Source organism: Acetobacter oryzifermentans (assembly GCF_001628715.1).
Classification (GTDB): domain Bacteria; phylum Pseudomonadota; class Alphaproteobacteria; order Acetobacterales; family Acetobacteraceae; genus Acetobacter; species Acetobacter oryzifermentans.
On the sequence record NZ_CP011120.1, the window covers coordinates 2698736 to 2722231 of the forward strand.

General features: G+C 52.5%; 21 protein-coding genes and 1 tRNA gene. 10 read left to right on the forward strand and 12 right to left on the reverse strand.

The window, feature by feature from the left end; all coding sequences use genetic code 11:
* Nucleotides 1-159 precede the first annotated feature (159 nt).
* Together dksA and WG31_RS12750 are read left to right on the forward strand one after the other, a co-directional pair.
* Nucleotides 160-573, forward strand: a complete 414-nt coding sequence (dksA, locus tag WG31_RS12745) for an RNA polymerase-binding protein DksA (RefSeq protein WP_003626519.1) — start codon at nucleotides 160-162, stop codon at nucleotides 571-573.
* Between the two features lie 71 nt (nucleotides 574-644).
* A tRNA-Thr gene (locus tag WG31_RS12750) sits at nucleotides 645-719 on the forward strand.
* 101 nt (nucleotides 720-820) lie between these two features.
* Here the strand turns inward: WG31_RS12750 and WG31_RS12755 are convergent.
* From WG31_RS12755 to WG31_RS12780, 6 genes are all read right to left on the reverse strand, one after another.
* The gene (locus WG31_RS12755; protein WP_209439351.1) at nucleotides 821-1906 is read right to left on the reverse strand and encodes a glycosyltransferase family 4 protein; all 1086 of its coding nucleotides are present in this window, start codon (nucleotides 1904-1906) and stop codon (nucleotides 821-823) included.
* Between the two features lie 124 nt (nucleotides 1907-2030).
* Nucleotides 2031-2420, reverse strand: a complete 390-nt coding sequence (locus WG31_RS12760) for a hypothetical protein (RefSeq protein WP_081461414.1) — start codon at nucleotides 2418-2420, stop codon at nucleotides 2031-2033.
* A gap of 21 nt (nucleotides 2421-2441) precedes the next feature.
* Entirely contained in the window at nucleotides 2442-3710 is a 1269-nt protein-coding gene (gene tyrS, locus WG31_RS12765; protein ID WP_006115601.1) for a tyrosine--tRNA ligase, read from the reverse strand.
* 119 nt (nucleotides 3711-3829) lie between these two features.
* Nucleotides 3830-5287, reverse strand: coding sequence for a metalloprotease TldD (gene tldD, locus WG31_RS12770; RefSeq protein ID WP_063354756.1), 1458 nt, complete (start codon nucleotides 5285-5287; stop codon nucleotides 3830-3832).
* A 125-nt stretch (nucleotides 5288-5412) separates the two neighbouring features.
* A complete protein-coding gene (locus tag WG31_RS12775) occupies nucleotides 5413-6108 on the reverse strand; it encodes a histidine phosphatase family protein (protein ID WP_035353066.1) in 696 nt (231 codons plus the stop codon).
* Nucleotides 6109-6162: 54 nt separating this feature from the next.
* Entirely contained in the window at nucleotides 6163-8310 is a 2148-nt protein-coding gene (locus tag WG31_RS12780; protein WP_063354757.1) for a hypothetical protein, read from the reverse strand.
* A 201-nt stretch (nucleotides 8311-8511) separates the two neighbouring features.
* On the opposite strand from WG31_RS12780, the gene rfbB reads away from it, so the two are divergent.
* The 7 genes from rfbB (at nucleotide 8512) to WG31_RS12815 (ending at nucleotide 16628) form a co-directional block, all read left to right on the forward strand.
* Nucleotides 8512-9570: a dTDP-glucose 4,6-dehydratase gene (gene rfbB / locus WG31_RS12785; RefSeq protein ID WP_006115606.1), complete on the forward strand. Its 1059-nt coding sequence runs from the start codon at nucleotides 8512-8514 to the stop codon at nucleotides 9568-9570.
* Nucleotides 9567-10478 (forward strand): glucose-1-phosphate thymidylyltransferase RfbA, encoded by a 912-nt coding sequence (gene rfbA, locus WG31_RS12790; protein WP_035353063.1) that lies wholly within the window; start codon nucleotides 9567-9569, stop codon nucleotides 10476-10478. The genes rfbB and rfbA overlap by 4 nt, the downstream gene beginning before the upstream one ends.
* A gap of 47 nt (nucleotides 10479-10525) precedes the next feature.
* Complete coding sequence (rfbC, locus tag WG31_RS12795; protein ID WP_063354758.1) at nucleotides 10526-11098, forward strand: dTDP-4-dehydrorhamnose 3,5-epimerase; 573 nt, start codon at nucleotides 10526-10528, stop codon at nucleotides 11096-11098.
* 2 nt (nucleotides 11099-11100) lie between these two features.
* A complete protein-coding gene (gene rfbD, locus WG31_RS12800) occupies nucleotides 11101-12006 on the forward strand; it encodes a dTDP-4-dehydrorhamnose reductase (protein WP_035353060.1) in 906 nt (301 codons plus the stop codon).
* Nucleotides 12007-12086: 80 nt separating this feature from the next.
* The gene (locus tag WG31_RS12805) at nucleotides 12087-13061 is read left to right on the forward strand and encodes a glycosyltransferase family 2 protein (RefSeq protein WP_193562035.1); all 975 of its coding nucleotides are present in this window, start codon (nucleotides 12087-12089) and stop codon (nucleotides 13059-13061) included.
* Between the two features lie 235 nt (nucleotides 13062-13296).
* Nucleotides 13297-15954 carry a DNA translocase FtsK gene (locus WG31_RS12810; RefSeq protein ID WP_209439352.1) on the forward strand — a complete coding sequence of 886 codons (2658 nt, stop codon included), beginning with the start codon at nucleotides 13297-13299 and terminating at the stop codon, nucleotides 15952-15954.
* Between the two features lie 53 nt (nucleotides 15955-16007).
* Nucleotides 16008-16628 carry an RluA family pseudouridine synthase gene (locus WG31_RS12815; protein ID WP_245191522.1) on the forward strand — a complete coding sequence of 207 codons (621 nt, stop codon included), beginning with the start codon at nucleotides 16008-16010 and terminating at the stop codon, nucleotides 16626-16628.
* 20 nt (nucleotides 16629-16648) lie between these two features.
* Here WG31_RS12815 and WG31_RS12820 read toward each other — a convergent pair whose 3' ends face one another.
* The 6 genes from WG31_RS12820 to WG31_RS12845 form a co-directional block, all read right to left on the reverse strand.
* Nucleotides 16649-17746, reverse strand: a complete 1098-nt coding sequence (locus tag WG31_RS12820) for a glycosyltransferase family 4 protein (RefSeq protein WP_063354761.1) — start codon at nucleotides 17744-17746, stop codon at nucleotides 16649-16651.
* Nucleotides 17747-17802: 56 nt separating this feature from the next.
* Nucleotides 17803-18474 (reverse strand): glutathione S-transferase, encoded by a 672-nt coding sequence (locus WG31_RS12825; RefSeq protein ID WP_063354762.1) that lies wholly within the window; start codon nucleotides 18472-18474, stop codon nucleotides 17803-17805.
* Between the two features lie 23 nt (nucleotides 18475-18497).
* Nucleotides 18498-19580 carry a tRNA 2-thiouridine(34) synthase MnmA gene (mnmA, locus tag WG31_RS12830; RefSeq protein ID WP_063354763.1) on the reverse strand — a complete coding sequence of 361 codons (1083 nt, stop codon included), beginning with the start codon at nucleotides 19578-19580 and terminating at the stop codon, nucleotides 18498-18500.
* A gap of 27 nt (nucleotides 19581-19607) precedes the next feature.
* Nucleotides 19608-19922 (reverse strand): ferredoxin family 2Fe-2S iron-sulfur cluster binding protein, encoded by a 315-nt coding sequence (locus WG31_RS12835; protein WP_006115619.1) that lies wholly within the window; start codon nucleotides 19920-19922, stop codon nucleotides 19608-19610.
* Between the two features lie 78 nt (nucleotides 19923-20000).
* Nucleotides 20001-21164, reverse strand: coding sequence for a cysteine desulfurase family protein (locus tag WG31_RS12840; RefSeq protein ID WP_063354764.1), 1164 nt, complete (start codon nucleotides 21162-21164; stop codon nucleotides 20001-20003).
* Between the two features lie 8 nt (nucleotides 21165-21172).
* On the reverse strand, nucleotides 21173-22357 hold the full coding sequence (locus WG31_RS12845; RefSeq protein ID WP_082823218.1) for a cysteine desulfurase family protein: 1185 nt from the start codon (nucleotides 22355-22357) through the stop codon (nucleotides 21173-21175).
* A 447-nt stretch (nucleotides 22358-22804) separates the two neighbouring features.
* Between WG31_RS12845 and WG31_RS12850 the strand changes: the two genes are divergently transcribed.
* Complete coding sequence (locus WG31_RS12850; protein ID WP_003623374.1) at nucleotides 22805-23470, forward strand: alpha/beta hydrolase; 666 nt, start codon at nucleotides 22805-22807, stop codon at nucleotides 23468-23470.
* Nucleotides 23471-23496 lie beyond the last annotated feature (26 nt).

Genomic DNA, 23496 nt, shown 5'->3' on the forward strand with positions numbered 1-23496 from the left:
CTCATTTTAAATGCAGTCTTTTCTTACTCTTACTTTATCCTTTGTCGCTTTTCTGCGTTTTAGCCCCATAAAATTGTTGGCGGGTGAGCGGGATGCCGCTATAAGCCGCGTCATTCTTTCAAGGCAGGCTGCCTGTCATTGCAAAGGCTGACGACAGACATGATTACCTTACCGCCAGATTATCGCCCCTCTGAAGATGAAGAGTTCATGAATCCCCTTCAGACGGAGTACTTCCGGCAGAAATTGCTTAAATGGCGCGCCGACCTTCTTAAAGAAGCAGGAGATACGCTTGCCAGCCTTTCTGAAGGCGGCATCCATGAAGCTGATATTACTGACCGTGCCAGTGTGGAAACAGACCGTGCACTGGAACTGCGTACGCGAGACCGTGCCCGCAAGCTGATTGGCAAGATCAACCTTGCTTTGCAGCGAGTTGAAAACGGCACATATGGTTACTGTGAAGAAACGGGTGAGCCCATTGGCCTGAAACGGCTGGAGGCACGCCCCATTGCCACACTTTCCATTGAAGCGCAGGAGCAGCACGAGCGCATGGAAAAAACCCACCGCGACGATTAATTTTTTCGTCTTTTTTACCGTATCTGGTCTTGCGGCGTTCCGCGCGAACAGCTAGAACGCCCGCAGACTAAGCTGCTGTAGCTCAGTGGTAGAGCACTCCCTTGGTAAGGGAGAGGTCGACAGTTCAATCCTGTCCAGCAGCACCAGTCTCTCCCTTAATACTTTATAAGAATTGCTGTTTCTGTGCTGCGTTGTGCAAAACAGGAAGCTGTTCGCCTTTTAGATGGCTGCCCTTACCACCTTAAATCTACCTTGCCAGATGCCGGAAAATGGCATCTCCATTTTCAAAAAACTTCTCTTTACTGAACTTTTCCAGCACAAATTGCCTTGCATTCTGACCAACCTCAGCAAGCTGCCCTGGCTGCGCAAGAACTGTTGCCAATGTATCGGCCAACATAATCGGGTTTTCTGGCGGCACCTTCCACCCGGTTACATTTTCTACAATAGACCGATCCATCTCCCCCACCTCACTGCCAATAACAGGCAAGCCTGCCTGCATGGCCTCATGCATGGCGATACAGAATCCTTCGCGCCGAGATGGCTGAAGATAAAGATGCTGGGTGTATAGAAAATCCTGCGATGAAGATGCAAAGCCTGAAAAACGAATATTCGTGAGCTTTAATTCTTTTGCCATCTGCTCAAGATGAGCCCGCTCCTGCCCTTCTCCTGCAACAGTCACTTCAAACGCAGGCAAGGATGTATAGGCCTGAAGGCGCTTAAGGGCTGCGCAGAGAATATCGTAACCTTTGGCAACATGCAGCCGCCCAAGTGAGCCTGCACGAATCACCTCTCCCTGCGTCCAAGGCTGTGCTGGCTGAATATCCGGCAAAGCTTGAAAAACCGGCCAAGACATAACTTTATTTGCCGACAGTTTGAGGCGTGCGCGCGTAATATCTGCCACGCATTCCGAATCACATACCCATAATTTTGAAAGCGATTTGGCTGCCCGTAAAAGACGAATATTTCCCGGTTTCAAAAACGCATTGTGTTGCCAACTGATAACCGGCACCCGCAAGCTGCGCCCAACTTGCTGCCCGATCAAAGTAGAGCGTGTTAAAGACGTCCAAATCTGGGTGGGTTGCCACGCAGCCAGTTTACGGCGTAACCATAAATATGCTTGGAGGTGATCGCTTTCTCCACCTTCTCTAATGTGTATATCCAGCCCCGCAGCTTGGAGCGCTGGCTCTGCCCGTTTATCCCGTGGGGTCAGCACAAAAACGCCAACATCACACCCACGCGCACGAAAAAAACCCGTAATGGAAGGCACCATAGCGCCCGTGCCACCACCTTCTAGCGAGTTAATAACGTAGGCAATTTTTTTAGGGTACAGCACGCCATCAGCTCCTGCGCAGAGAAACACTAAAACCCATCTGTTCAGAACTGATTAGGTAAGCAAAAAACTGTTTCCAGTAAAAAGGCAGCACCTTCAAACTTTGAAAAATGCTGCCTTGGCAAGATTATCTGTGACCACCACCAGGGCCACCACCGCCACCGGGACCGCCATGACCACCCGGACCACCACCACCGGGACGACCGCCGCCTCCGGGGCCGCCAGGGCCACCACCTGGTGGGCGACCACCACCACCGCCTGGGCGTGGGCCAGGGCCAAAGCCACCGGGGCCACCATGCCCACCGGGTCGGCCACCGGGGCCAAAACCTGGGCGAGGCCGCGGGCCTCGGCCACCACCGCCCCAACGGCCATAACCATAATAATCATCATATACGGGGCCATAGCCTGAATACCCGTATGGATAATACAGGCCGCCATCACCATAATAGGGGCCACCGCATGCGCTTAGGCTGCACAACAGCCCCAAAGCAGACAGTTTTAACGCCAGTTTTTTCACGGTCGCCTCCTTATCGGTCTATCAGGCTGAACCCCCAACCTTCACCAGAACATGATGTTTTTTACCAGCAGAAAGTTTGATGGCTCCATCCACCATATCCTGCTGTGTAATCAGCCTATTTTCATCTTGTATCACATCATTATTAAGGCGCGCCCCGCCACCTCGTACCAAACGCCGAGCTTCCCCATTTGTTTTAACCAACCCTGCTTCTGCAAACAGGCGAAAAACTGGAATGCCTGCGGCCATATCGGCCTCTGCCACTTCATGCACCGGCAGATCTGCCGCAGCTACGCGGCCTTCTTCAAACGTCTGGCGGGCAGCTTCTGCCGCAGCCAAGGCCGCATTGCGTCCATGACATAGAGCCGTTGCTTCTGTTGCCAGAACTTTCTTGGCTTCGTTAATTTCCGCGCCTTGCAGGGCTTCCAGACGTGCACATTCTTCAAGCGGCAGTTCGGTAAACAGCCGCAGAAAACGGCCTACATCTGCATCTTCCGTGTTGCGCCAGAACTGCCAGTAATCAAACACTGGTAAACGTTTTTCAGAAAGCCACACGGCACCGTTGGCTGTCTTGCCCATTTTGGCACCAGATGCCGTTGTAAGCAGTGGTGTAGTTAGCCCCATAACGCTCTTCTGGTCTGTGCGGCGCACCAGTTCCACACCAGAAATAATGTTGCCCCATTGATCTGACCCGCCAAGCTGCAACACGACATCCATGCGGCGGTTCAATTCACGGAAATCGTAAGACTGAAGAATGGAATAGTTGAATTCCAGAAATGTCAGCCCCTGCTCGCGCTCAAGGCGATTTTTTACGGAATCAAACGCCAGCATGCGATTGATAGAAAAATGCACCCCCACATCACGCAGCAGGTCAATATAGGCCAGCTTGTCCAGCCAATCTGCATTGTTCACAAGCACTGCTTCTGATGCACCAGAACCAAAGGTGAGGAACTGGCGCAAGCAACCTTCTATACCGGCCAGATTGGTCTGAATGATATCTTCCGTCATCAACCTCCGGGCTTCTTCCCGGAAGGATGGATCACCAATACGGGCTGTGCCGCCACCCACCAGCGCTATTGGCCGGTGGCCGTGTTTTTGCAACAGCCGTAACATCATAATCTGGATAAGGCTGCCAACGTGCAGGCTATCTGCCGTAGGATCAAACCCGATATAGGCCGCCACGGATTTTTCTGCCATCAGCGCATCCAGCGCATCGGCATCCGTGCACTGGAAAATAAAGCCGCGTGCAGCGGCCTCCCGCATGAAAGAACTCTTAAACCCGTTCTCGACCATTTATCCTGTCCCTTCTCTCCGGCCCCTGTCTGCAGGGCAGAACCAGCAGACAGACGCTCTAGCATGAGAGAGCAGAGAACAGAAACACTCAGCCCAAAAGCATTTGGCTGAAAAAAGCCTTAAGCTGTGCCGCCTACGGTCAGGCCAGTCATTTTAAGGGCAGGCTGGCCCACCCCAACCGGCACGCCTTGCCCGGCTTTACCGCAGGTGCCGATACCGGGGTCTAGCTCCAGATTGCCGCCAATCATGGAAACCTGCGTCATGGCCTCCGCCCCGCTTCCAATCAGGGTAGCACCTTTTACAGGTGCCGTTACACGGCCATTTTCAATCAGATAAGCTTCAGATGCGGCAAACACAAACTTGCCTGAGGTGATATCCACCTGCCCCCCCCCAAAGTGCACCGCGTACAGGCCACGCTTTACGGATGAGATCATTTCCTCCGTTGTAGAAGACCCGGGCTGCATGATGGTGTTGGTCATGCGCGGCAAAGGCATATGCGCGTATGACTGGCGACGCCCATTTCCTGTAGGCGCCATGCCCATCAAGCGTGCATTCAGCCTATCCTGCAGGTACCCCTGCAAAATACCGTCTTCAATCAACACCGTGCGGCCTGTGGGCGTGCCCTCATCATCAATAGTCAGGCTGCCGCGCCGGTCGGGTAGAGATCCATCGTCCACAACCGTAACCCCGGGGGAAGCCACACGCTTACCGATGCGCCCAGCAAATACGGATGTGCCTTTGCGGTTGAAATCCCCCTCCAACCCGTGGCCAACGGCCTCATGCAGCAAAATGCCGGGCCAACCTGCGCCTAACACAACCTCCATGGCACCTGCTGGTGCGGGTTGTGCTTCTAATGCAACCAATGCTTGCCGCAATGCCTCATCCACAGCGCCCTGCCATGTTTCTTCATTCAGCAAGCGGTTGATCTCATACCGGCCACCTAGCCCGTAACTTCCGCTTTCACGCTTGCCATCATGTTCCACCACAACAGATACATTCAGCCGCACCAAGGGGCGCAAATCTGCCGCACGTGTGCCATCGGCCCGCATAATCTGCACAGCCTGCCATTCCCCCGAAAGGGAGGCCATAACCTGCACCACACGATTATCTTTGCCCCGCGCATAGGCATCTATTTTTGAAAGCAGGCCAGAACGGGTTGCAAAATCGCTATCACCCAGCGGGTTGGCGTCTGTGTAAAGCCGCTGGTTGGTGGCCCGTGGCGGTGCTGCCATCTGGCCTGAGCGTCCGGCACGCACAGCGCTTACAGCATCTACAGCACGCAATAAGGAAGACCGGCTGAGTTCATCCGAATGGGCAAAACCCGTTTCTTCCCCCAATACAGCGCGCAGACCGAATCCGCTGCTGGTATTAAAGGATGCCGAACGGATAACACCATCGTCCAATGCAATGCCTTCACTTTCTCTGTATTCCAGAAAAAGTTCACCATCCTCCATTCCGGCCAATGCCGTTTTTGTCAGCTTTTCCGCATCATCTTTATGCAGTTGTGCGTCTGGGCGATGAAAAAACAGCTGGTCCGTAACGGCGAGAGCACCCGGATGCTGAGAGGAAGAAGACATGCACGACAACCCTTCAGGAAGAAATAGCCACACCGTAATGGCGCATACACAAAACATAGGAAGTTAAACCGCCACGTAAACCCGGCATGGCTGGCTTTTCCGTAGTAATTTTGGCTGGGCCCGGCTTATACGCCGGGCAATTCATTTACAGTTACAACGCGCCAGCCCACGTCCAAACGTTCCAGAATGGTTAGCGCCAGATTCTGCACGGAAAAATGAAGTGCTGTTTCCGCATGAATGCGCAAGGCATGGGCCAATGCCGCACGCACTACGCCACCATGCGTTACCGCTATAATATCCTGCTGCGCATATTTTTCTGCCAGCCTGTCCAGCAAGCGGCCCACGCGCGCGCAGACATCAATCATGCTTTCACCCTCTGGCGGGCATTCCGTTGCCCCAACAGCCCAGAACGGATGCGGTGCAAGATTAAGATACTGGGGCAGTTCCTCATAAGGCAGGCCCTGCCATGAGCCTAGATTCTGTTCAATCAGATCTGGCTCTACTGTCAGCTTGGCGGGGCCATAGCCAGCTTCCTGCACGGCCTGCGCTGTGCGTTGTGTGCGAGATAACGGGCTTACAAGCCAATGTGCTGGCTTAGGCAGGCGTTCTGCCAAAGCCCGATACATAGGGCGTTGCGCAATAAGGCTATCGGGGCACAAAGGCACATCCATTGCGCCGTACATGCACATACGGGCATTTTCTTCCACCAATGCGTGGCGGATCAGCCAGAAACGCGTAATACCCGGCGCCAATTTAGGGCCATCCAGAAAATGATCCTGAGATGAAGGTAAAACTTTGGGAAGGTCTCTTATTTCGTTCATAAAGTGTGTTGTGCGGCCAGCTAACTTGTGACGCAAGAGCCGAAATGGCGCCCCCTACAATGCAACAGGAAGCAATACTTCCGCCTCAACATCCACCACGTTTTCAGACTGCGCAGAAGCCGCCTTTTCCTCCGCTTTCTGCAAAAATGGCCAATAGCGCAGGATCAGGGAAATCTTTTCCATGACATATTGAACATTTTGTATCTCCTGATCCAGATACGTTTGATACGCCATACCTGTAGGCATATCTGACCCAGAAATATGGCGGGCACTAACAGAAATTCTTAAAGCACCCGCCATTTGCCCGCGCACCTGTGCATAAGGCACAGCAACAGGCTGTCCTAACTGATAATTTCTGGCCATAATCTGATACACAGAATCTGGACAGCCGAATGGCAGATAGCCAGAGATATCCTGTTTTAACCACACATGTAGCTGGCGACATTCCTCAAGGTTTAAGACGGGAGTCATGCCACTATTACCCCCACCATTGATCAGAAAAGAAAAAATGGTTTGCTGTTGATCCCACGCATCGGGCAGAGCGCTCCGCTTTGCAAAGGTATCTGGCAATAGCTCTATTGTCTGATCCTGCTCCAGAATATGGCGTATTCCACCCAGAAACTGCCCCAAGCGATGGATTTTTTCTGTGGCAGGCACGTCAGAAAAACGTTTGATTTCCGCACATGCACCAACCCAGCGCAGTAATAGCCCCAAATTAAACCCATTGTTTAAAGAAGCTGTTGCCTTACAGGCGGGCCATTCCGCCTGATTAAAATAGGCTACCAGCCCTGATGGCAACACAGCATGATCCAGCCGTTGCCGCCACGCTTCTGGCAATAACAATGACCCACAAAACGCCGGGCCTGTATAAAATTTGGAACCCGTAACCATAACAGCCCAGCCACGCTGCAAATAGGCCTTGATACGCTCAGGCATCAGGCGCGCTTGGCAAGCATCCACCACAACATCAATCTGGCCCGGATATGTATGGCAAAGCGCCTGCACCACCTGCATATCGGGAACAAGCTGGCCCGTTTTAGAGGTATCCAGCAAATAAAGCAGCACACGTTGCCCGGCCTGTATGGCTTTATGAATCTGCTGCTGACAAATATGGAAAATATTTTGCCGAGAATTCAGCTCGCCATTTTCGGTGCGCAATGGGGCTGTTACCAACTGTGTGCCTGCTGGAAACCCAGATATCTTCTCGCTTTTGCGAACACGGAAACCCAATGCAGTTGTGCTTGCAAAATGCCGACCTTGCGTTGCCAATGGCACACCGCTGCCGGTTTCTTCCACACCTGCCAAAACCACACCTACGGCAGGGTTAACAACCAAAGAAAGAGCCAACGCAGCCAGCACGGAATCCGTACCTGATGGCGCTAAAATACAGTTATCTGGTTTTTCAACACCGTAATATTGCGCCAAAAAGGCCTTGGTATCTGCTTCAAGCGCAAGCAATGGTACTTCTGGAGGCTGCACAAGCATCTCCCGCACCAGCCCCAGCCGACATTTCTCCACAGCATTAAATGCATGCAAAGACGGCGATGAGGCCGTGGAAGAAGAATACTGTCCGCCTGTTACAGAAGGACTATAGGTGCAGCCATAACGATTCTGATGGGTTTGAGGATTAAGGCCGAGTCTTTCATCCCCACCTTCTGCCATAAGCACGTCAGAAGATCCGAGGTAAGGCCAGACGCGCTGCACCCACTGGCAAAAATCATTAACATTTTCAGTTTGACCAGAAAAAACCTGCGGATCGTTTCCTACCTGAAATACAGAAGATAACTGCTGTTGGCATACCTGCTGCAACCATTCCATATCAGGCAGCCTATCTGCTGCCAGCGCTTCCACCCATCTTTCCGGGCAGTTTTCTACAGGCCCACCAAAAATCTTCCACCACCGCGCTGCACTGCGGGCGCAAGCTACCCAAATGCGATTTAAATATTTCTTCACATCATGCGCAGGCAGGCTATTCAGCAGAAAAGCCAATTCCAGCGCCATGCGCCCATAAAAAGAAATTTGTTCTTTATTTTCCAGAAACAGTTTCCCAAAAACCGGCGTCCATGCTCCGTTGTGTTGCTCACAAACAAACGGTTTTGATTGCTCTGGTTTTCCAATAACAGGAGAGGAAGCAGCCAGAAATGCCAGTTCCGGAACCATATGCACCCACTGCATTGGATCTGTTTGGCGGGTTCCTGTCATTGAATTAAAAACACCCTCATTTATAGAAGTTCTACCTCAATTAGACTGTGTATATTTTTGTCTAACGGGTGAGATATCCTTCTCTATCCAGATTTGCATAGAAAAAACGTAAGAATGCTGGAGAATTGCTTTCTTCTCCCATATGACTGATAAGCTGTTATCAGGCAATTATATCATTCTGGTCTTGAAGAACGACATAGCATGCGCATCTTATTAACCGGTGGTTGTGGGTTTATCGGGTCTGCCGTTATTCGCCACATCATACACAATACCTCACATTCTGTCCTGAATGTTGACTGCATGACTTATGCAGCTTCTCCTGAGACAGTTGAAGACGCCCCAGAGAGCGAGCGCTATACGTTCTCACAGACCAACATCATAGATACACCTGCGCTGGAAAAGCTGTTCAACAGTTTTAAACCAGATGCAGTTATGCATCTGGCGGCGGAAAGCCATGTTGATCGCTCCATTGATGGGCCGGGCGTCTTTATCCAGACAAATGTGGTGGGCACATACTCCATGCTGGAGGCCGCCCGCAAATACTGGATGACTCTGGATAAGGAAGCGCAAGAAGCCTTCCGCTTTCATCATATCTCCACGGATGAGGTTTTTGGTGCACTCGGCCCCAATGATCCGCCGTTTACCGAAACAACGCCGTATGATCCACGCAGCCCATATTCGGCCAGCAAGGCATCTTCCGATCATCTGGTTCGGGCTTGGTATCATACCTTCGGGCTGCCCACTTTTGTCACCAACACGACAAATAACTACGGCATCTGGCATTTTCCTGAAAAACTGATCCCGCTTATCACCATTAACGCCATTGAGGGCAAAGAACTGCCCGTATATGGCAAGGGTGACAATGTGCGTGATTGGCTGTTTGTGGAAGACCACGCAGAAGCCCTGGTGAAAGCCGTTGAAACGGGCAAACCTGGTGAAACCTACGCCATTGGCGCCCGCCAGCCGCGCACCAATCTGGAAGTTGTGCAGACAATCTGCCGCATTCTGGATGAACTCTCTCCAGATGCCGCAGGCCCACATGAACGGCTGATCCGTTATGTAACAGATCGCCCCGGCCATGATTTCCGTTACGAAATTGATCCTTCCCACGCAGAAAAAGCGTTGGACTGGAAAGCCAAGCATAATTTTGAAACCGGCATCCGCCGCACTGTCCAGTGGTATCTGGACAACCGCGCGTGGTGGGAAAGCATTCGCGCCCGCCGCTATACTGGCCAGAGACTGGGAACCACTGCTCCATGATTCAAAAACCTGCTACTCCTACCCCCATGAAGGGCATTCTGCTGGCTGGCGGATCTGGCACGCGGCTTTACCCCATGACACTGGCAGCCAGCAAACAGTTGCTGCCAGTTTATGATAAACCAATGGTCTATTATCCGCTTTCCACGCTTATGCTGGCAGGTATCAAGGATATCATGATCATCAGCACCCCGCTGGATCTGCCGCAGTTTAAGCGCCTGCTAGGAGATGGCTCTCAGTTTGGTGTAAACTTTGAATACCGTGTCCAGCCTTCACCAGATGGTATTCCGCAGGCCTTCTTGATTGCTGAAGACTGGCTACAGGATGCACCTTGCGCATTGGCTCTGGGTGACAACCTGATCTTTGCCGATCACCTCAGCGCTTCCTTGCAAAAAGCGGCTGCACGCCCACAAGGCGCTACTGTTTTTGCTTATCAGGTACGTGACCCCGAACGTTATGGGGTTGTTTCCTTTGATGAAACAGACCGTGCGCTTGATATTGTGGAAAAGCCCACCAACCCACCTTCAAACTGGGCAGTAACTGGCTTGTATTTCTATGATAACCGTGTGTTGGATTTTGCCAAAAAGGTAAAACCTTCCGCACGTGGTGAGTTGGAAATTACAGATCTAAACCGTTTTTACCTGGAAGAAGGCAACCTGCAAGTTGAGCGTCTGGGCCGTGGTTGCGCCTGGTTGGATGCGGGTATTCCCGATAGCCTGCTAGAAGCCAGCCAGTTTGTGCACACCATTCAGGCACGTCAGGGCATGCTTGTTGGTTCTCCTGCAGAAGTGGCCTTCCGTATGGGGTATATTTCTGCCGATCATCTTAAAGAACATGCCAAACGCATGGGTAAAACAGAACTGGGCCGGGTATTGTTCAACCTCGCTTCATCTGAAGGTGCAGGCCACTAAGGCCTGCTTTTTCCTTTCCCCTATAGCAACGCAGGAGTTTCCCGCGCATGAAATCCGAACGCCTTGCCATTCCCGATGTTATTCTGATTACGCCACCACGCTTTGGTGACAATCGTGGGTTCTTTTCAGAAACCTACAATATCGAACGCATGCGCGAAGCAGGCATTACGGAACCTTTCGTGCAGGATAACCAGAGCCTTTCCCGCCAGAAAGGCGTTATCCGTGGCCTGCATTGCCAGCTTGATCCGTTTGCACAGGGCAAACTGGTACGTTGCACTCGCGGTGCCATTTGGGATGTTGCCGTAGATGCGCGCACGGGCTCCCCTACTTATGGCAAATGGGTTGCGGCTGAACTTTCTGAAGAAAATTGGTCTCAGCTCTGGATTCCACCTGGCTTTCTTCACGGCTTTTGCACCCTGACTGAAAATGCAGAAGTGCAATACAAATGCACGGCTCTTTACAGCAAAGCATCTGAACGCGCCGTTATCTGGAACAGTGCGGAACTCGGGATTGAGTGGCCCGTTAACGCTGAGGATGCCGTATTGTCTGAAAAAGACTTGCTGGCCCCAGAATTTTCAGCAGCCAAGGGATGGTTTCAGTATACGGGGAAAGAAGGCTAAGCATGAGCATTCTGTCTGAAACTGGCGGCCCTGTTCTGGTAACTGGCGGAAAAGGCCAACTGGCAACATCTCTGGTAAATCTCGGTGGCCCGCGCATCCGTTGCGTCGGCCGTCCTGATTTTGATTTTGACCGCCCTGAAACACTTAAAGCTACGCTAGACGCCATCAAACCGGTTGCTGTGGTAAACGCCGCAGCATGGACGGCTGTTGATCTGGCAGAAAGTGAACCTGAAGCCGCAGCTCGTGCCAATACAACGGGGCCAGAACTGCTGGCCCGCCTGTGTGCAGAACGCGGCATACCTTTTATCCATGTTTCCACAGATTATGTTTTTGCTGGAGACAAAGGCGCACCTTATGTGGAAACAGACCCTGTTTCTCCACAGACTGTTTACGGCAGCACCAAAGCTGAAGGTGAACAACGTATTCTGGCGGCTGATCCGCGTAGCATCATTCTGCGCACCTCTTGGGTTTATTCAGCGCACGGGAAAAACTTTGTGCGCACAATGCTAAATGTTGGCGCCAAAAACCCAGCCTTGAAGGTTGTGGGGGATCAACGCGGCAACCCAACCTGTTCAGATGATCTGGCGCAGGCTATTCTTTCCATTCTGGCCACTATTGAAAAAACCGGCTGGAAAGATGAATACGCAGGTATTTACCATGCTTGTGGCACAGGTGAGACAACGTGGCATGGTCTGGCCGAAGCCGCGCTACAAAAAGCGGCTGAATATGGCCAAGCCAAACCCACCATTACAGCCATTCGCACAGAAGATTGGCCAACCCCTGCCAAGCGTCCGGCTGATTCCCGCATGGATAACAGCAAACTCGCGCACGTATTTGGTATCCAAATGCCGCAATGGCAGGAAAGCGTGAACAAGGTGGTACACCAAATCTTCACCACACCTTCCTGACACCTCTCTGGGGAAACAGGCGGCCCCAGAAGGTTATTTCAATCAATACCGCCTGACAAAATGCAGAAGTGAACAGTCAGGTGCAGACACCAAACGTGCAACACGGGATGGATCTTCCCCAATCTCAGGAAACCGTTCCTGTTGCCGTTTTACTTTCTGTTTACAATGGTGCTGCATTTTTAAATGATCTGCTAACATCTCTTAAACAGCAAACGCATACAAACTGGGTTCTGCTGTGGCGAGATGATGGATCTACAGATGCAAGTATCGCATGCATGCATCAGTTTACCATGGATGTCGGCCATCAACGTTGCAGGCAAATTACGTCATCCCCTGCGCATGTGGGGGTTGTACTTTCTTACGCAACACTTCTGAAAGATGTGCCCGCGGGCTTTTTTGTTGCCTTCTGTGATCAGGATGATGTCTGGTTTCCGCATAAACTGGAACGTGGGCTCACAGCGCTAACAACCACCCAAAAACCTGCGCTTTATTGCTCACGCCAACGCTTAACAGACACCAAGCTGCGCCCAATCAGCATTTCACCGCAGTTACCGCCAAATCCATGTTTTCAAATGGCATTAACGCAGAATATTGCCACAGGCTGCACCATTATGCTTGCCCCCGCGGCGGTCTCCCTCTTGCAAGGCAGCTTTCCGCCGCCAAATCATATTCTGCATGATTGGTGGGCTTATCTGGTTGTAACTGGCGCAGATGGCACAGTTATTACAGACAATCAGCCCACACTATTTTATCGCCAGCATGATAATAATGCCGTGGGCGCACCTGCCTTATTTACGCAACGGGCATTAGCCGCCCTTCGGCGCGGGCCTTGGCAGTTTATGTCTATCTTTCGGGATAATCTGGCCTATCTTGGCAAACAAACTTACCTTTCAGCAAACAACCGCCATTTTTTAGATGCATTACAGAGAGTGCTATCACAATCAGGTATAATAGGAAGATGGCACAGATGGCAGATGCTACAGCACTCCCCCAAACTGCGTAGATATACTTGGCCAGAACAAATTATTTTCAGGCTGTGGTTTCTGCTGGGCTGAATAATATCTCGTAGTTTTGAGATTGGCTTTCCGCTTTTCCATTACCGATAGCGTGCAAACAAAACATTATGAGCAAGATAATATGCTCAACACCTGCATTTTCTTTACACCTTCCTTAACAAAACCACGTTCCAGTGCTTCTGCTATAAAGCTGTTCACGATAGATTACCGCTACTGCTAAAACCGAATCATTCTCATCAATCACCCGCAAACATTTTTCTGGCATGCTGGAAACGTGTTTCGGCTTCTGGAGTCAGGATCAACACCCTTGGCGCGCATAAGCCCTACGCAATCCGATCATTATCCCCCATCCTCACACAAAAGCACGTTGCGTTTGCGCCTGGAGGAAGGTGGTGGGCTTGCGCTATGCGTTCTGGCCTGCGCTTTATTGGCTGCACTTGTCAGCTATAATCCCAATGATCCATCCTTCAACACAGCAACAGGCCAGCCGCCTACCAACCTGTTAGGCATAAGCGGGGCCTTTTTTGCCGATACGCTGTTGCAGGGCGTGGGGTTGGCAGCCATTCTGCCCGCGTTAATTCTAATTGCATGGGGCTGGCGGTTTATGAGCCACCGGCTACTGGGCCACGAATCATGGCCTGTATTTGCCATGCGTGTTGTAGCTATTCTGTGCCTGTTACCAGTTTCTGGCGCGTTGCTATCTGCTATTCCTCTGCTCTTCACTGCCCTGCCCGCCATTAACTGGCCAACCCAAGCGGGTGTTGGCGGGGGCATTGGCCATTCCATTGCCCAAACATCCATTGCCGCTGGTATGGCGGCCATTGGTCCGGCTGGTGGTATGGTGCTGTGGCTGCTTGGGTTGCTACTGGCTTTTCTGCTTATGGCTTTAGCAACAGGCCTGCGGCGGGAGGAATGGTTTGCCATCTGGCGGGTAACACTTACGTTGCTGCGCTTGCCAGGCAAGCTTGGGGTGCGCTTTGTGCGTTACTATGCCAGCCGCAAACCCCAGACCGATGCCTATACTCCCACGGAAACAGCCGATCTTTATAAAAACCGACCTCAAGCTTCCTCACAGTCTCTCTTTGCTCATGATGAACCAGAGGTAGAAGAAGTTTCCCACGCAGCACCAATATCTACGCCCGCATCTGCTGGCACCGCCTTGGTTTTGCATAATGAAGAAGACAGCAAAAAACCTGCGGTTTCTTCTTCCATGGAATTAGCACATCATATGCCAGACCCTGCGCCTGCTGCTACGCCGGCTCCAGTCGTCACACAAGCGCCCCCTCCGCCTCTGCAACCCGTTGCAGAAAAAGCGGCTAAATCGGGTATTCTGGGGCGTCTGTTTTCTGGAAGTGCAAATCAGGAAGGCAGCACCAACCCTACGGTTCGTGCAGGCGCCACTGTGCGTAAAGGTGGATGGGAACTCCCACCTCTCAGCCTTCTCAAACCGGCCCCAAGCAATACACGCACAGGCCCTTCCCCAGAAGCGCTTCACGCAACAGCACGACTTCTAGAACAGGTGCTGGCCGATTATGGTGTGCAGGGCAAAATTGTAGGCATGAGCGCAGGGCCCGTTGTTACGCTCTATGAACTGGAGCCAGCGCCGGGTATTCGTTCTGCCCGTATTATCGGCCTTTCAGATGATGTAGCACGCTCTCTTTCTGTGTTGAGTGTGCGTATTGCCACGGTGCCGGGCCGTAACGTGATGGGCATTGAAGTGCCTAATCAAACGCGTGAAACGGTTTACCTTTCTGAGCTGCTCAACCAGCCGACCTGGCGGGATGATCCGGGCCAGCTTCCTCTGGCTTTGGGCAAAGATATTGCTGGTGAGCCGACATTCAGTGATCTGGCGCGTATGCCGCACCTGCTAGTAGCTGGCACCACGGGTTCGGGTAAATCTGTTGGTGTAAACGCCATGATTCTGTCGCTGCTTTATCGGCTTTCCCCCGATGAATGCCGCCTGATCATGATTGACCCTAAGGTGCTGGAACTCTCCATCTATGATGGCATTCCACATTTGCTTACCCCGGTGGTGACAGAGCCGCCAAAAGCCGTAAACGCCCTTAAATGGGTTGTGCGCGAAATGGACCGCCGTTACCGCACCATGGCGCATATGCAGGTGCGGAATATTGCGGGCTATAATGCCCGTGCAGCAGAAGCCCGTGCCGATGGTGAAGTGGTTGTGCGCCGCGTGCAGACAGGGTTTGACCCCGAAACTGGAAACCCGGTTTTTGAGGAACAATCTGTTACGCTAGACCCCATGCCCTATATCGTCGTGATTATTGACGAAATGGCTGACCTGATGATGACGGCCGGGAAAGAAATTGATGCCTGCGTGCAGCGTCTGGCCCAAAAAGCGCGTGCTGCTGGTATTCACGTTATTATGGCCACGCAACGCCCCTCTGTGGATGTAATTACCGGTACTATTAAAGCCAACTTCCCCACCCGTATTTCCTTTCAGGTTATCAGCAAGTTTGATAGCCGCACCATCTTGGGCGAACAGGGGGCTGAACAGCTATTGGGCCAAGGTGATATGCTATTCATGCAAGGTGGCGGCCGCATTACCCGCGTGCACGGCCCCTTTGTGGCCGATAGTGAAGTGGAGCAGGTTGTTAACTTCCTGAAAGAACAGGGAGAACCTGTTTACGATGATGACGTGTTGGCAGAACCCGTGGATGAAACAGCATCCTCCAATAGTGGTTCTGGCCGTTCTGGCGGCGGTGATAACGGTGAATCCGAAATGTATGATGAAGCCGTTTCCATTGTAACCGCTGAAGGCAAAGCCTCTACCTCCTTCATTCAGCGCAAGCTTTCCATTGGCTATAATCGTGCCGCCAAGTTGATTGAGCAGATGGAAAAAGACGGCATTATCAGCCAAGCCGACCGCGTTGGCCGCCGCAAGGTGTTGGTTGGCGCTAATCGGGAGGATTAAACATTCCTCCTTCTTCGCCCCCCATCCTCTATCAGAATCATCATCTGGTTATTTTGAATAAACCGGCAGGCCTGCCTGTTCATGCAGGCCCTGCTGGTGGGCCAAGTGTTGAAGACTGGTTTCCGCTGCTTTCTCGTCGTAAGGATGGGCCATGGCTGGCGCATAGGCTGGATACAGATACATCAGGCTGCTTGGCCATAGCCTTACGCAAGCAACCCCTTCTGGCCTTGCAACAAGCCTTTGCCACCAAAACAGCACAGAAAATCTATTGGGCCATTGTACAAACCGGCCCACAGGCAAACACTGGCCGCATAGACCTGCCACTTGAAAAACAATCCTCTAAAAAAGGCTGGCAGATGGTTGTATCTCCTTCTGGCACGCATGCCGCCACAAAATGGAAAGTTCTTGGCCGAAGCAAGGGGGGGTGCTGGCTGGAGCTTACCCTTGAAACAGGACGCACACATCAGGCCCGCGTGCATTGTGCCGCCATGGGCTGGCCTATTATAGGTGATCCTCTTTATGGCACGCCGCACTCTGAAGGATTGCACCTTCTGGCCAGAAGTTTAACCCTGCCACTTTCTCCCCCCATTACAGCGGTTGCACCGCCCCGCCCCGGCATGGTGCCAGCTTTGCAAGCTTGCGGATGGAAACCTAACGAGGAAGCCAAACTTTAAGCGCCCCAAAAGATGGAAGTTTATTTTCTTTTATGCAGCCACGTTTTGACAATGCCTTCATGTAAAAGCTGCCGTTTTTTTCGGATAATTTCTGCATCAAATTTTTGGGCCTGTTTACTACCTGCAACAGACATCTGGCTGCGCTTTTGCGGATTGTTCATCAAACCACGCAAAACATTCGCTAAAGCCGGAACATCATCCGGGTTAGCATATACCCCGGCATTTCCGACCACTTCTGGCAAACCACCACGAGAGGAAGCGACCACAGCCGCACCCATTCCCATAGCTTCTAGGGCTACCATGCCAAAAGGTTCTGGCCAACGGCTAGGTATGACAACAATAGCTGCCCGCCCCATAGCATCCAACACTTTATGATGGGGTTGATACCCGGCCATCGCCACATGGGCTGCCTGTGCTTGCACACGCAACTGCTTTAAAAAAGGCGTTTGCGGAGAATCCGGGCCGAACCTGTCTGCACCAATAATTTCAGCACGCCATACAGGATGGGAGGGTAATATTTCAGCACAAGCTGCTACAAAGGAATCCACACCTTTATCGGCAACAACACGGCCCGCAAACAGCAACAGATTCTCGCGCTTTTGAGAAACTTCAGGCAAAGCTGAAAAGTCCAGACAATTGGGCAGCACATACACATCCGCAGCAGGTACTGAACTTTTAAAGCGCTTTTGCACCCATTCAGATACGGCAACCACCGCCACCTTGCGTGCCAGCGTTTCTCGTTCTGCTGCTGTGTGCGCTTTCTTCATGCCGCACGGATCATTATGCAGCACTAAAGAAACAGGAAGATGAGGGAAACGCTTGCGCAGCCCCAGTGCAATATCTGGCCGGTTATGAACCTCAACGAGTTCTGGTTGAAGCTGCCGAATTTTTCTGGCTACTCCAGCTATATATCGGCCAATCCGCCCCCACAGATACAAAATGGAAGGAACGGGCTGGAAAGCCACACCCTGAAAACTTGGAACAGATAGAGGTGACCCTACAACAGTTTCACCTTCTAAGGCTGTGCGATGCACCAGTAACGCAATGGCCCCAGCCTGTTGCGGTGCAAATCTTTCTCGGGGGGGCAAAACTGTTAAAACCCGTAAGGCACGCGCCATTTTACCCCTCCGGTATCATACATTCTGTGGGGCACACTGTAGAACGTCACACCGTATCAGGGGATGGATTCATACATATCCAACTGCCACTCTGCCGGTTCATCTGCCGCCTCTTTATACCATTCCCGCATCAGCGGGTGCTGCCGCACGGCTTCCATATAAGCGCGGGAAACATCGGATAGCCCTGTAACGTCATAGGACAGGAATCGGCAGACAATCGGGGCAAACATGGCATCTGCATTTCCAAAAGATGCACCAAACAGATACGGGCCATTAGCCCCATAACGGGCTCTGGCATCTGTCCAGATGGCATCAATTCGGGCGATATCCTTTAACACATCTTCCGCTAAAGGCTCTGCCAGCGGACGAGAATCTCGCCCCAGATTCATCGGCAGAGCAGAACGCACGCCACGGAATCCTGAATGCATTTCTGCTGATATGGAGCGTGCGATCGCACGTTCGCACCGTTCAGACGGCCATAGTGCAGGCTGATGTTCTGCGCAGTATTCCGCAATGGAAAGCGAATCCCACACAACAGCGCCTTCATGCTCCAAATACGGCACACACCCGTTGGGAGACAGTGTTTTAAGCACTGTGGTTCTGCCACCACCTGCTAGCGGCACAACATCTATATCCACGTTCAGTTGCGCCAGCTTTACCATCAGCCAGCCCCGCAAAGACCACGAAGAATACCGCTGCGTACCAATAACAAGCCGACCATCAGCCATCATTCGTGCCCTTTACCCCAAAATTATGCTGGAACAGTTTCTTCCATACGGCGGATAAACCCACCACCCAGAATACGCGTGCCCTGATAGAATACACAGGCTTGCCCAGGGGCGGGCATAGCTGGTTCTTCCAGATACACCATAGCCCCCTCCGGCGTAGGCACCACGCGGGCGGCCCGAGGCTCTTCCCGCGCGCGCATCTGCACGCGGCAGACCAAACCTTCTGGGGGGGCATCTACCAGCCAGTTCACATTCCGCACGGAAAGGGCCGTAACAAAAGATTTTTCCCGCGGACCAATAATCACACGCCTGCGGCCCGGTTCTACACCAACCACCATCTGGCGTTCGCCATTCAGGCGCGCGGCATTCCCCAGCCTTTTGCTTTGGCCTACAGTAAACCGCATAACACCTTCGTGCTGGCCGACAATCTGCCCCTGCTGATCCACAATTTCACCCGGACCAGCCATTTCAGGGTGCATTTTTTCAACCAGATCCACGTAGGAGCCATCGCTTACAAAGCATAGGTCCTGACTATCGGGTTTGCCCGCAACAACCAGACCAAAACGCTCGGCTTCTTTTCTAACGGCAGCCTTATCTGGCATATCGCCTAGCGGAAAGCGCAGAAACTCAAGCTGATCCCGCGTGGTAGCAAACAGGAACCAGCTCTGATCCCGGTCTTCATCACACGGACGGTGCAGTTCTGCACCCTCTGGCCCTTCTACACGACGAACGTAATGGCCTGTTGCCATAGCATCTGCGCCAATTTCACGCGCAAGGCCCAGCAGATCCGTAAACTTTACACCCTGATTGCACGCCACACAGGGCACTGGCGTTTCACCCGATGCATAGGCATCTGCAAAACGCTCTATAACGCTATCCTTAAAACGGCGTTCCGCATCAATCACGTAATGTGGAAAGCCCAAAAGGTCTGCCACTGCACGGGCATCCCGAATATCCTGCCCCGCGCAGCACGCACCTTTTTTTGCAGCCCCACGCGAATCGTAAAGCTGCAAGGTAGCACCCACAACTTCATGCCCTTCCTCCAGAAGGCGAGCAGCTACAACAGAGCTATCCACCCCACCAGACATGGCAACAAGTATACGCATGAGCGCTATATCCTTTTTAAAACGGCTTCAGGCCTTGCTGGGCAGGCGTACAACCAAACCATCCAGTGCATCTGTCATGACAATCTGACAGCCCAAGCGAGATGTTTTTTCCAGCCCAAAAGCCAGATCCAGCATATCTTCTTCATCATCTGTAGGGGCTGCCAGCTTGGGGGCCCAAGTTGGATCTACAATCACATGGCACGTTGCACAGGCCAGAGAACCCTCACACGCGCCTTCAAGATCAATGCCATGCTTGTGGGCAATTTCCAGCACGGAAAGGCCAACCGGCGCATCCACTTTGTGTTCGGTTCCGTCCTGTTCAACAAATGTCATCTGGGGCATTGGTTTTCCATCCTGCCAAAGGCTGTTTCATTGCGGCATGTGGGGTTATGGCGCTTCTGTTGGGTTGCACTTGGTAACTTACGTTACGCTTCGCACCCGCAAGACAGCCTGCGCCAAATTTTCTGCCGCGCGTTCTGCTTCGGCGGCTGAGGTAAAACGTCCGGGAGACAGACGCAAGCTTCTTCCCGCTTCTTCCCTACGCAACCCCATTGCTTCCAGCACATAAGATGGGGCGAGTTCTGCCGAAGAACAGGCCGATCCCAAAGAAACAGCAAGATCTGGCATAACCGCCACAACATCCAAAGCCGAAACGCCTACGGGCAAGCGCAGGTTAAAAATACCCGGCAAACGTGGGGCTGCAACGGCATTAACCTCACACCCCGGCAAAACAGCATTCAGTTTGTTTAGAAAAACGCGTTGCAACATGGATAAATGCTCAAAGCCAGCATCCATCTCCTGCTTTACAATCTGGCAGGCTTCTCCAAACGCAGCCACAAGAAAACCGGGCACGGTGCCAGAGCGCACGCCACGTTCCTGCCCTCCGCCAGAAAACAGAGGCACCAGACGGACACGTGGCCGACGCCGCACAAACAATGCTCCAGCACCTTTTGGGCCATACAGTTTGTGGCTGGAAACAGAAGCCAAAGCCAAACCCCATGCCCGCACATCTACAGGAATTTTCCCCGCGGCTTGCGCCAGATCAGAATGCAGTAAAGCTCCTGCTTCATTCACTAAAGCGCTAAGAACCGGCATGTCTTGCAGCACGCCTGTTTCATTATTCGCCGCCATAATGGAAACAAGTGTTGTGGGCACTTTTAGCGCCTCTTGTAGCACAGATGGATCAAGCAGGCCGTTAGCATCTACTGGCAGCACAACAGGTTCAAACCCTTCCTGCGCCAGATTTCTCACGCTTTCCAAAACACATTTGTGCTCTGTTGCGACAGTTATAACGCGCTTACGCGGGCTACCCTGTGCAGCCAGATGGCGTACAGCCCCTTTAATGGCCAAATTATTGGCTTCTGTAGCACCCGATGTAAAAATGATTTCCTTGGCATCAGCCCCTATCAAGCTGGCAACCTGATTACGCGCATGTGCTACTCTGTCTGCCGCACGCATACCCGCTTCGTGCGTTGTGCTGTGTGGGTTACCATTTTCATGATCCAGAACATCCAGCAGCACTTGGCGCACCCGCGGATCACACGGTGTGGTGGCTGCATGATCAAAATAAATAGAAGATGCCATGATCGAAATTACACCAGAGAATCCATGAGCCCAATAGCTGCCGGGCTTTGCGCCATACGGGTATAAGATTCGATAAAGCGGGCAACATCTTGCTCTGTCACATTCCACGGCAAAGAAACGCGTAAGGCCTGCCCTGCCAAGTCATCCGCCCCCATGGCTTCCAACACGTGTGAAAACGCTACTTTACCCGAAGAACAGGCCGAGCCAGCCGAAACGCAAATACCATCCAGATCTAGACGCATCAGTTGCGCCTGCGCCCGCCTGCCCGGCAATGCCAAAGAAACAGTATTGTTCAGGCGCGGCACATCTGCCCCAAATACTTTGGCGCCTGCGGCCACTGCCGCCTGCTCAATACTATTCCGCAACGGGGCTAGATCTCGCGGCTGCTCCAGCGCCGCACCTAAAGCTGCGGCCAGGCCCGCAATAGCAGGTAGCGGAGGCGTGCCACCACGACGGCCCTGCTCCTGCCCTCCGCCCTCAAATATTGGCAGCACACGTGCTGGGGCTGGCCCACGCAACAACAAGGCCCCCGCCCCTTTTGGTCCACCCATTTTGTGGCCTGAGCACGCAAGGCTATCGATTCCGCTTTTCTCAACAGATAATGGCAAGCGCCCAGCTGCCTGCACCGCATCTACATGCAAATGCGCCCCATACTTCCGACACAGCAAAACCACATCATCAATCGGGTGCAGCACGCCTGTTTCATTATTCGCCAGCATCAAACACACAAAAGCAGGTGTTTCATCCTGCGCCAGCACCTGTTCCAGCTTATCTAACCGTACCTGACCATTGGCATCCACATCCAACCACGCCACGTGTGCATCTTCTGGTGCACCCTTGCGAACAGCATCATGCTCCGTGCGCCCTATCAGGAACCTGCAGCCTTGGCCGAGTCCCCTCATGGCCAGCACATTCGCTTCTGTTCCGCCTGATGTGAAAATACAGTTCAGCGGCGCTACATCCAGATAACGTGCAACCGTATTACGGGCTTGTTCCAACAAAGCGCGAGCCTTACGGCCAGCCCGATGCACGGAAGATGGATTCCCTGTTAAATCAGCAGCTTCCAGCAAGGCTTCACGCGCTTGGGGGCGCAAAGGCTCTGTTGCATTAGCGTCCAGATAAACCACATCTGAACCACCGCTGTTTTTTTCTGTTCTGCTTGTCATGATGCCCCAAATCAGATCGCCTGCCACACAGACATGCCATACCCAAAAGGGCGAAAAACAGCCATTATAACGATTTATGTGGAAATCTTGGTCGCACAGCCGCTATAGAAAGCCGCATGGTCAACACCACGAGGTGCAGCATGCCTAATCACGCTGGGAGAAAAACCTTCCCCCACGCATTACGATCTCCACGGAATCTTGGTGCATGATTATGCCTGTGTCTTCTCCAAGGTCAACGGCAGAAAACACCTTCTGCTATTTTCTCTACACATCAGAGACACCATATACCTAAAGAACCTTTCCTTTCCATTTCCTCCCCACAAACGGAAAGGAAAGGTGTGTTGAACATTTAACTGCGTGGCTTCTGCCCCGCATGGCCTGATTAGGAACGTGGCATCGTTTTTAGCCAGACCTGTTTACAGAACCCGGAAACGTCATGCCCACGGACGTTTTCCATGATCAAGCGGAACCCGAATGCCAGAGGTTATGTTTGCCGGCCCTGATGGTCGTCTTGAAGGGCGCTATCACCATTCAAACGAGCCCAACGCCCCGCTTGCCCTCGTGCTGCACCCCCACCCGCTGCACGGCGGCACCATGAACAACCGCATTACCTATGCGCTGTATCGCACGTTCGAAAAGATGGGCTTTTCCGTCATGCGTTACAACTCGCGCGGGGTTGGCCGTTCTCAGGGGCGGTTTGATGGCGGTATTGGCGAAATTTCAGATGCCGCCGCAGCGCTGGACTGGATGCAGATGGTTAACCCCAACGCCAGTGGTCTGTGGATTGCAGGTTATTCTTTTGGTGCTTTTGTTGGCATGCAATTGCTGATGCGCCGCCCAGAAATTACCGGCTGGATCAGCATTGCACCACCTGCCGCGCATTATGATTTCGGCTTTCTGGCACCCTGCCCCTGCGGTGGCCTGATGATTGCTGGCGGCAAGGATGATATGGCCCCAGAACCTGCCATTCATAAACTGGTAGATAAGCTGAACACCCAAAAAGGTGTAACAGTTGATTACCGCGTTTTCCCCGAAGCGGATCATATCTTTGCCAAACAGGTAGATAAGATTACCAACGCGGTGGAAGACCACGTAACCAAGGCCATGGCGCACCACAATATGCCTTTGGCGGCGGACTAAAAAACCGCTTTACTGCTGCCAGCCAT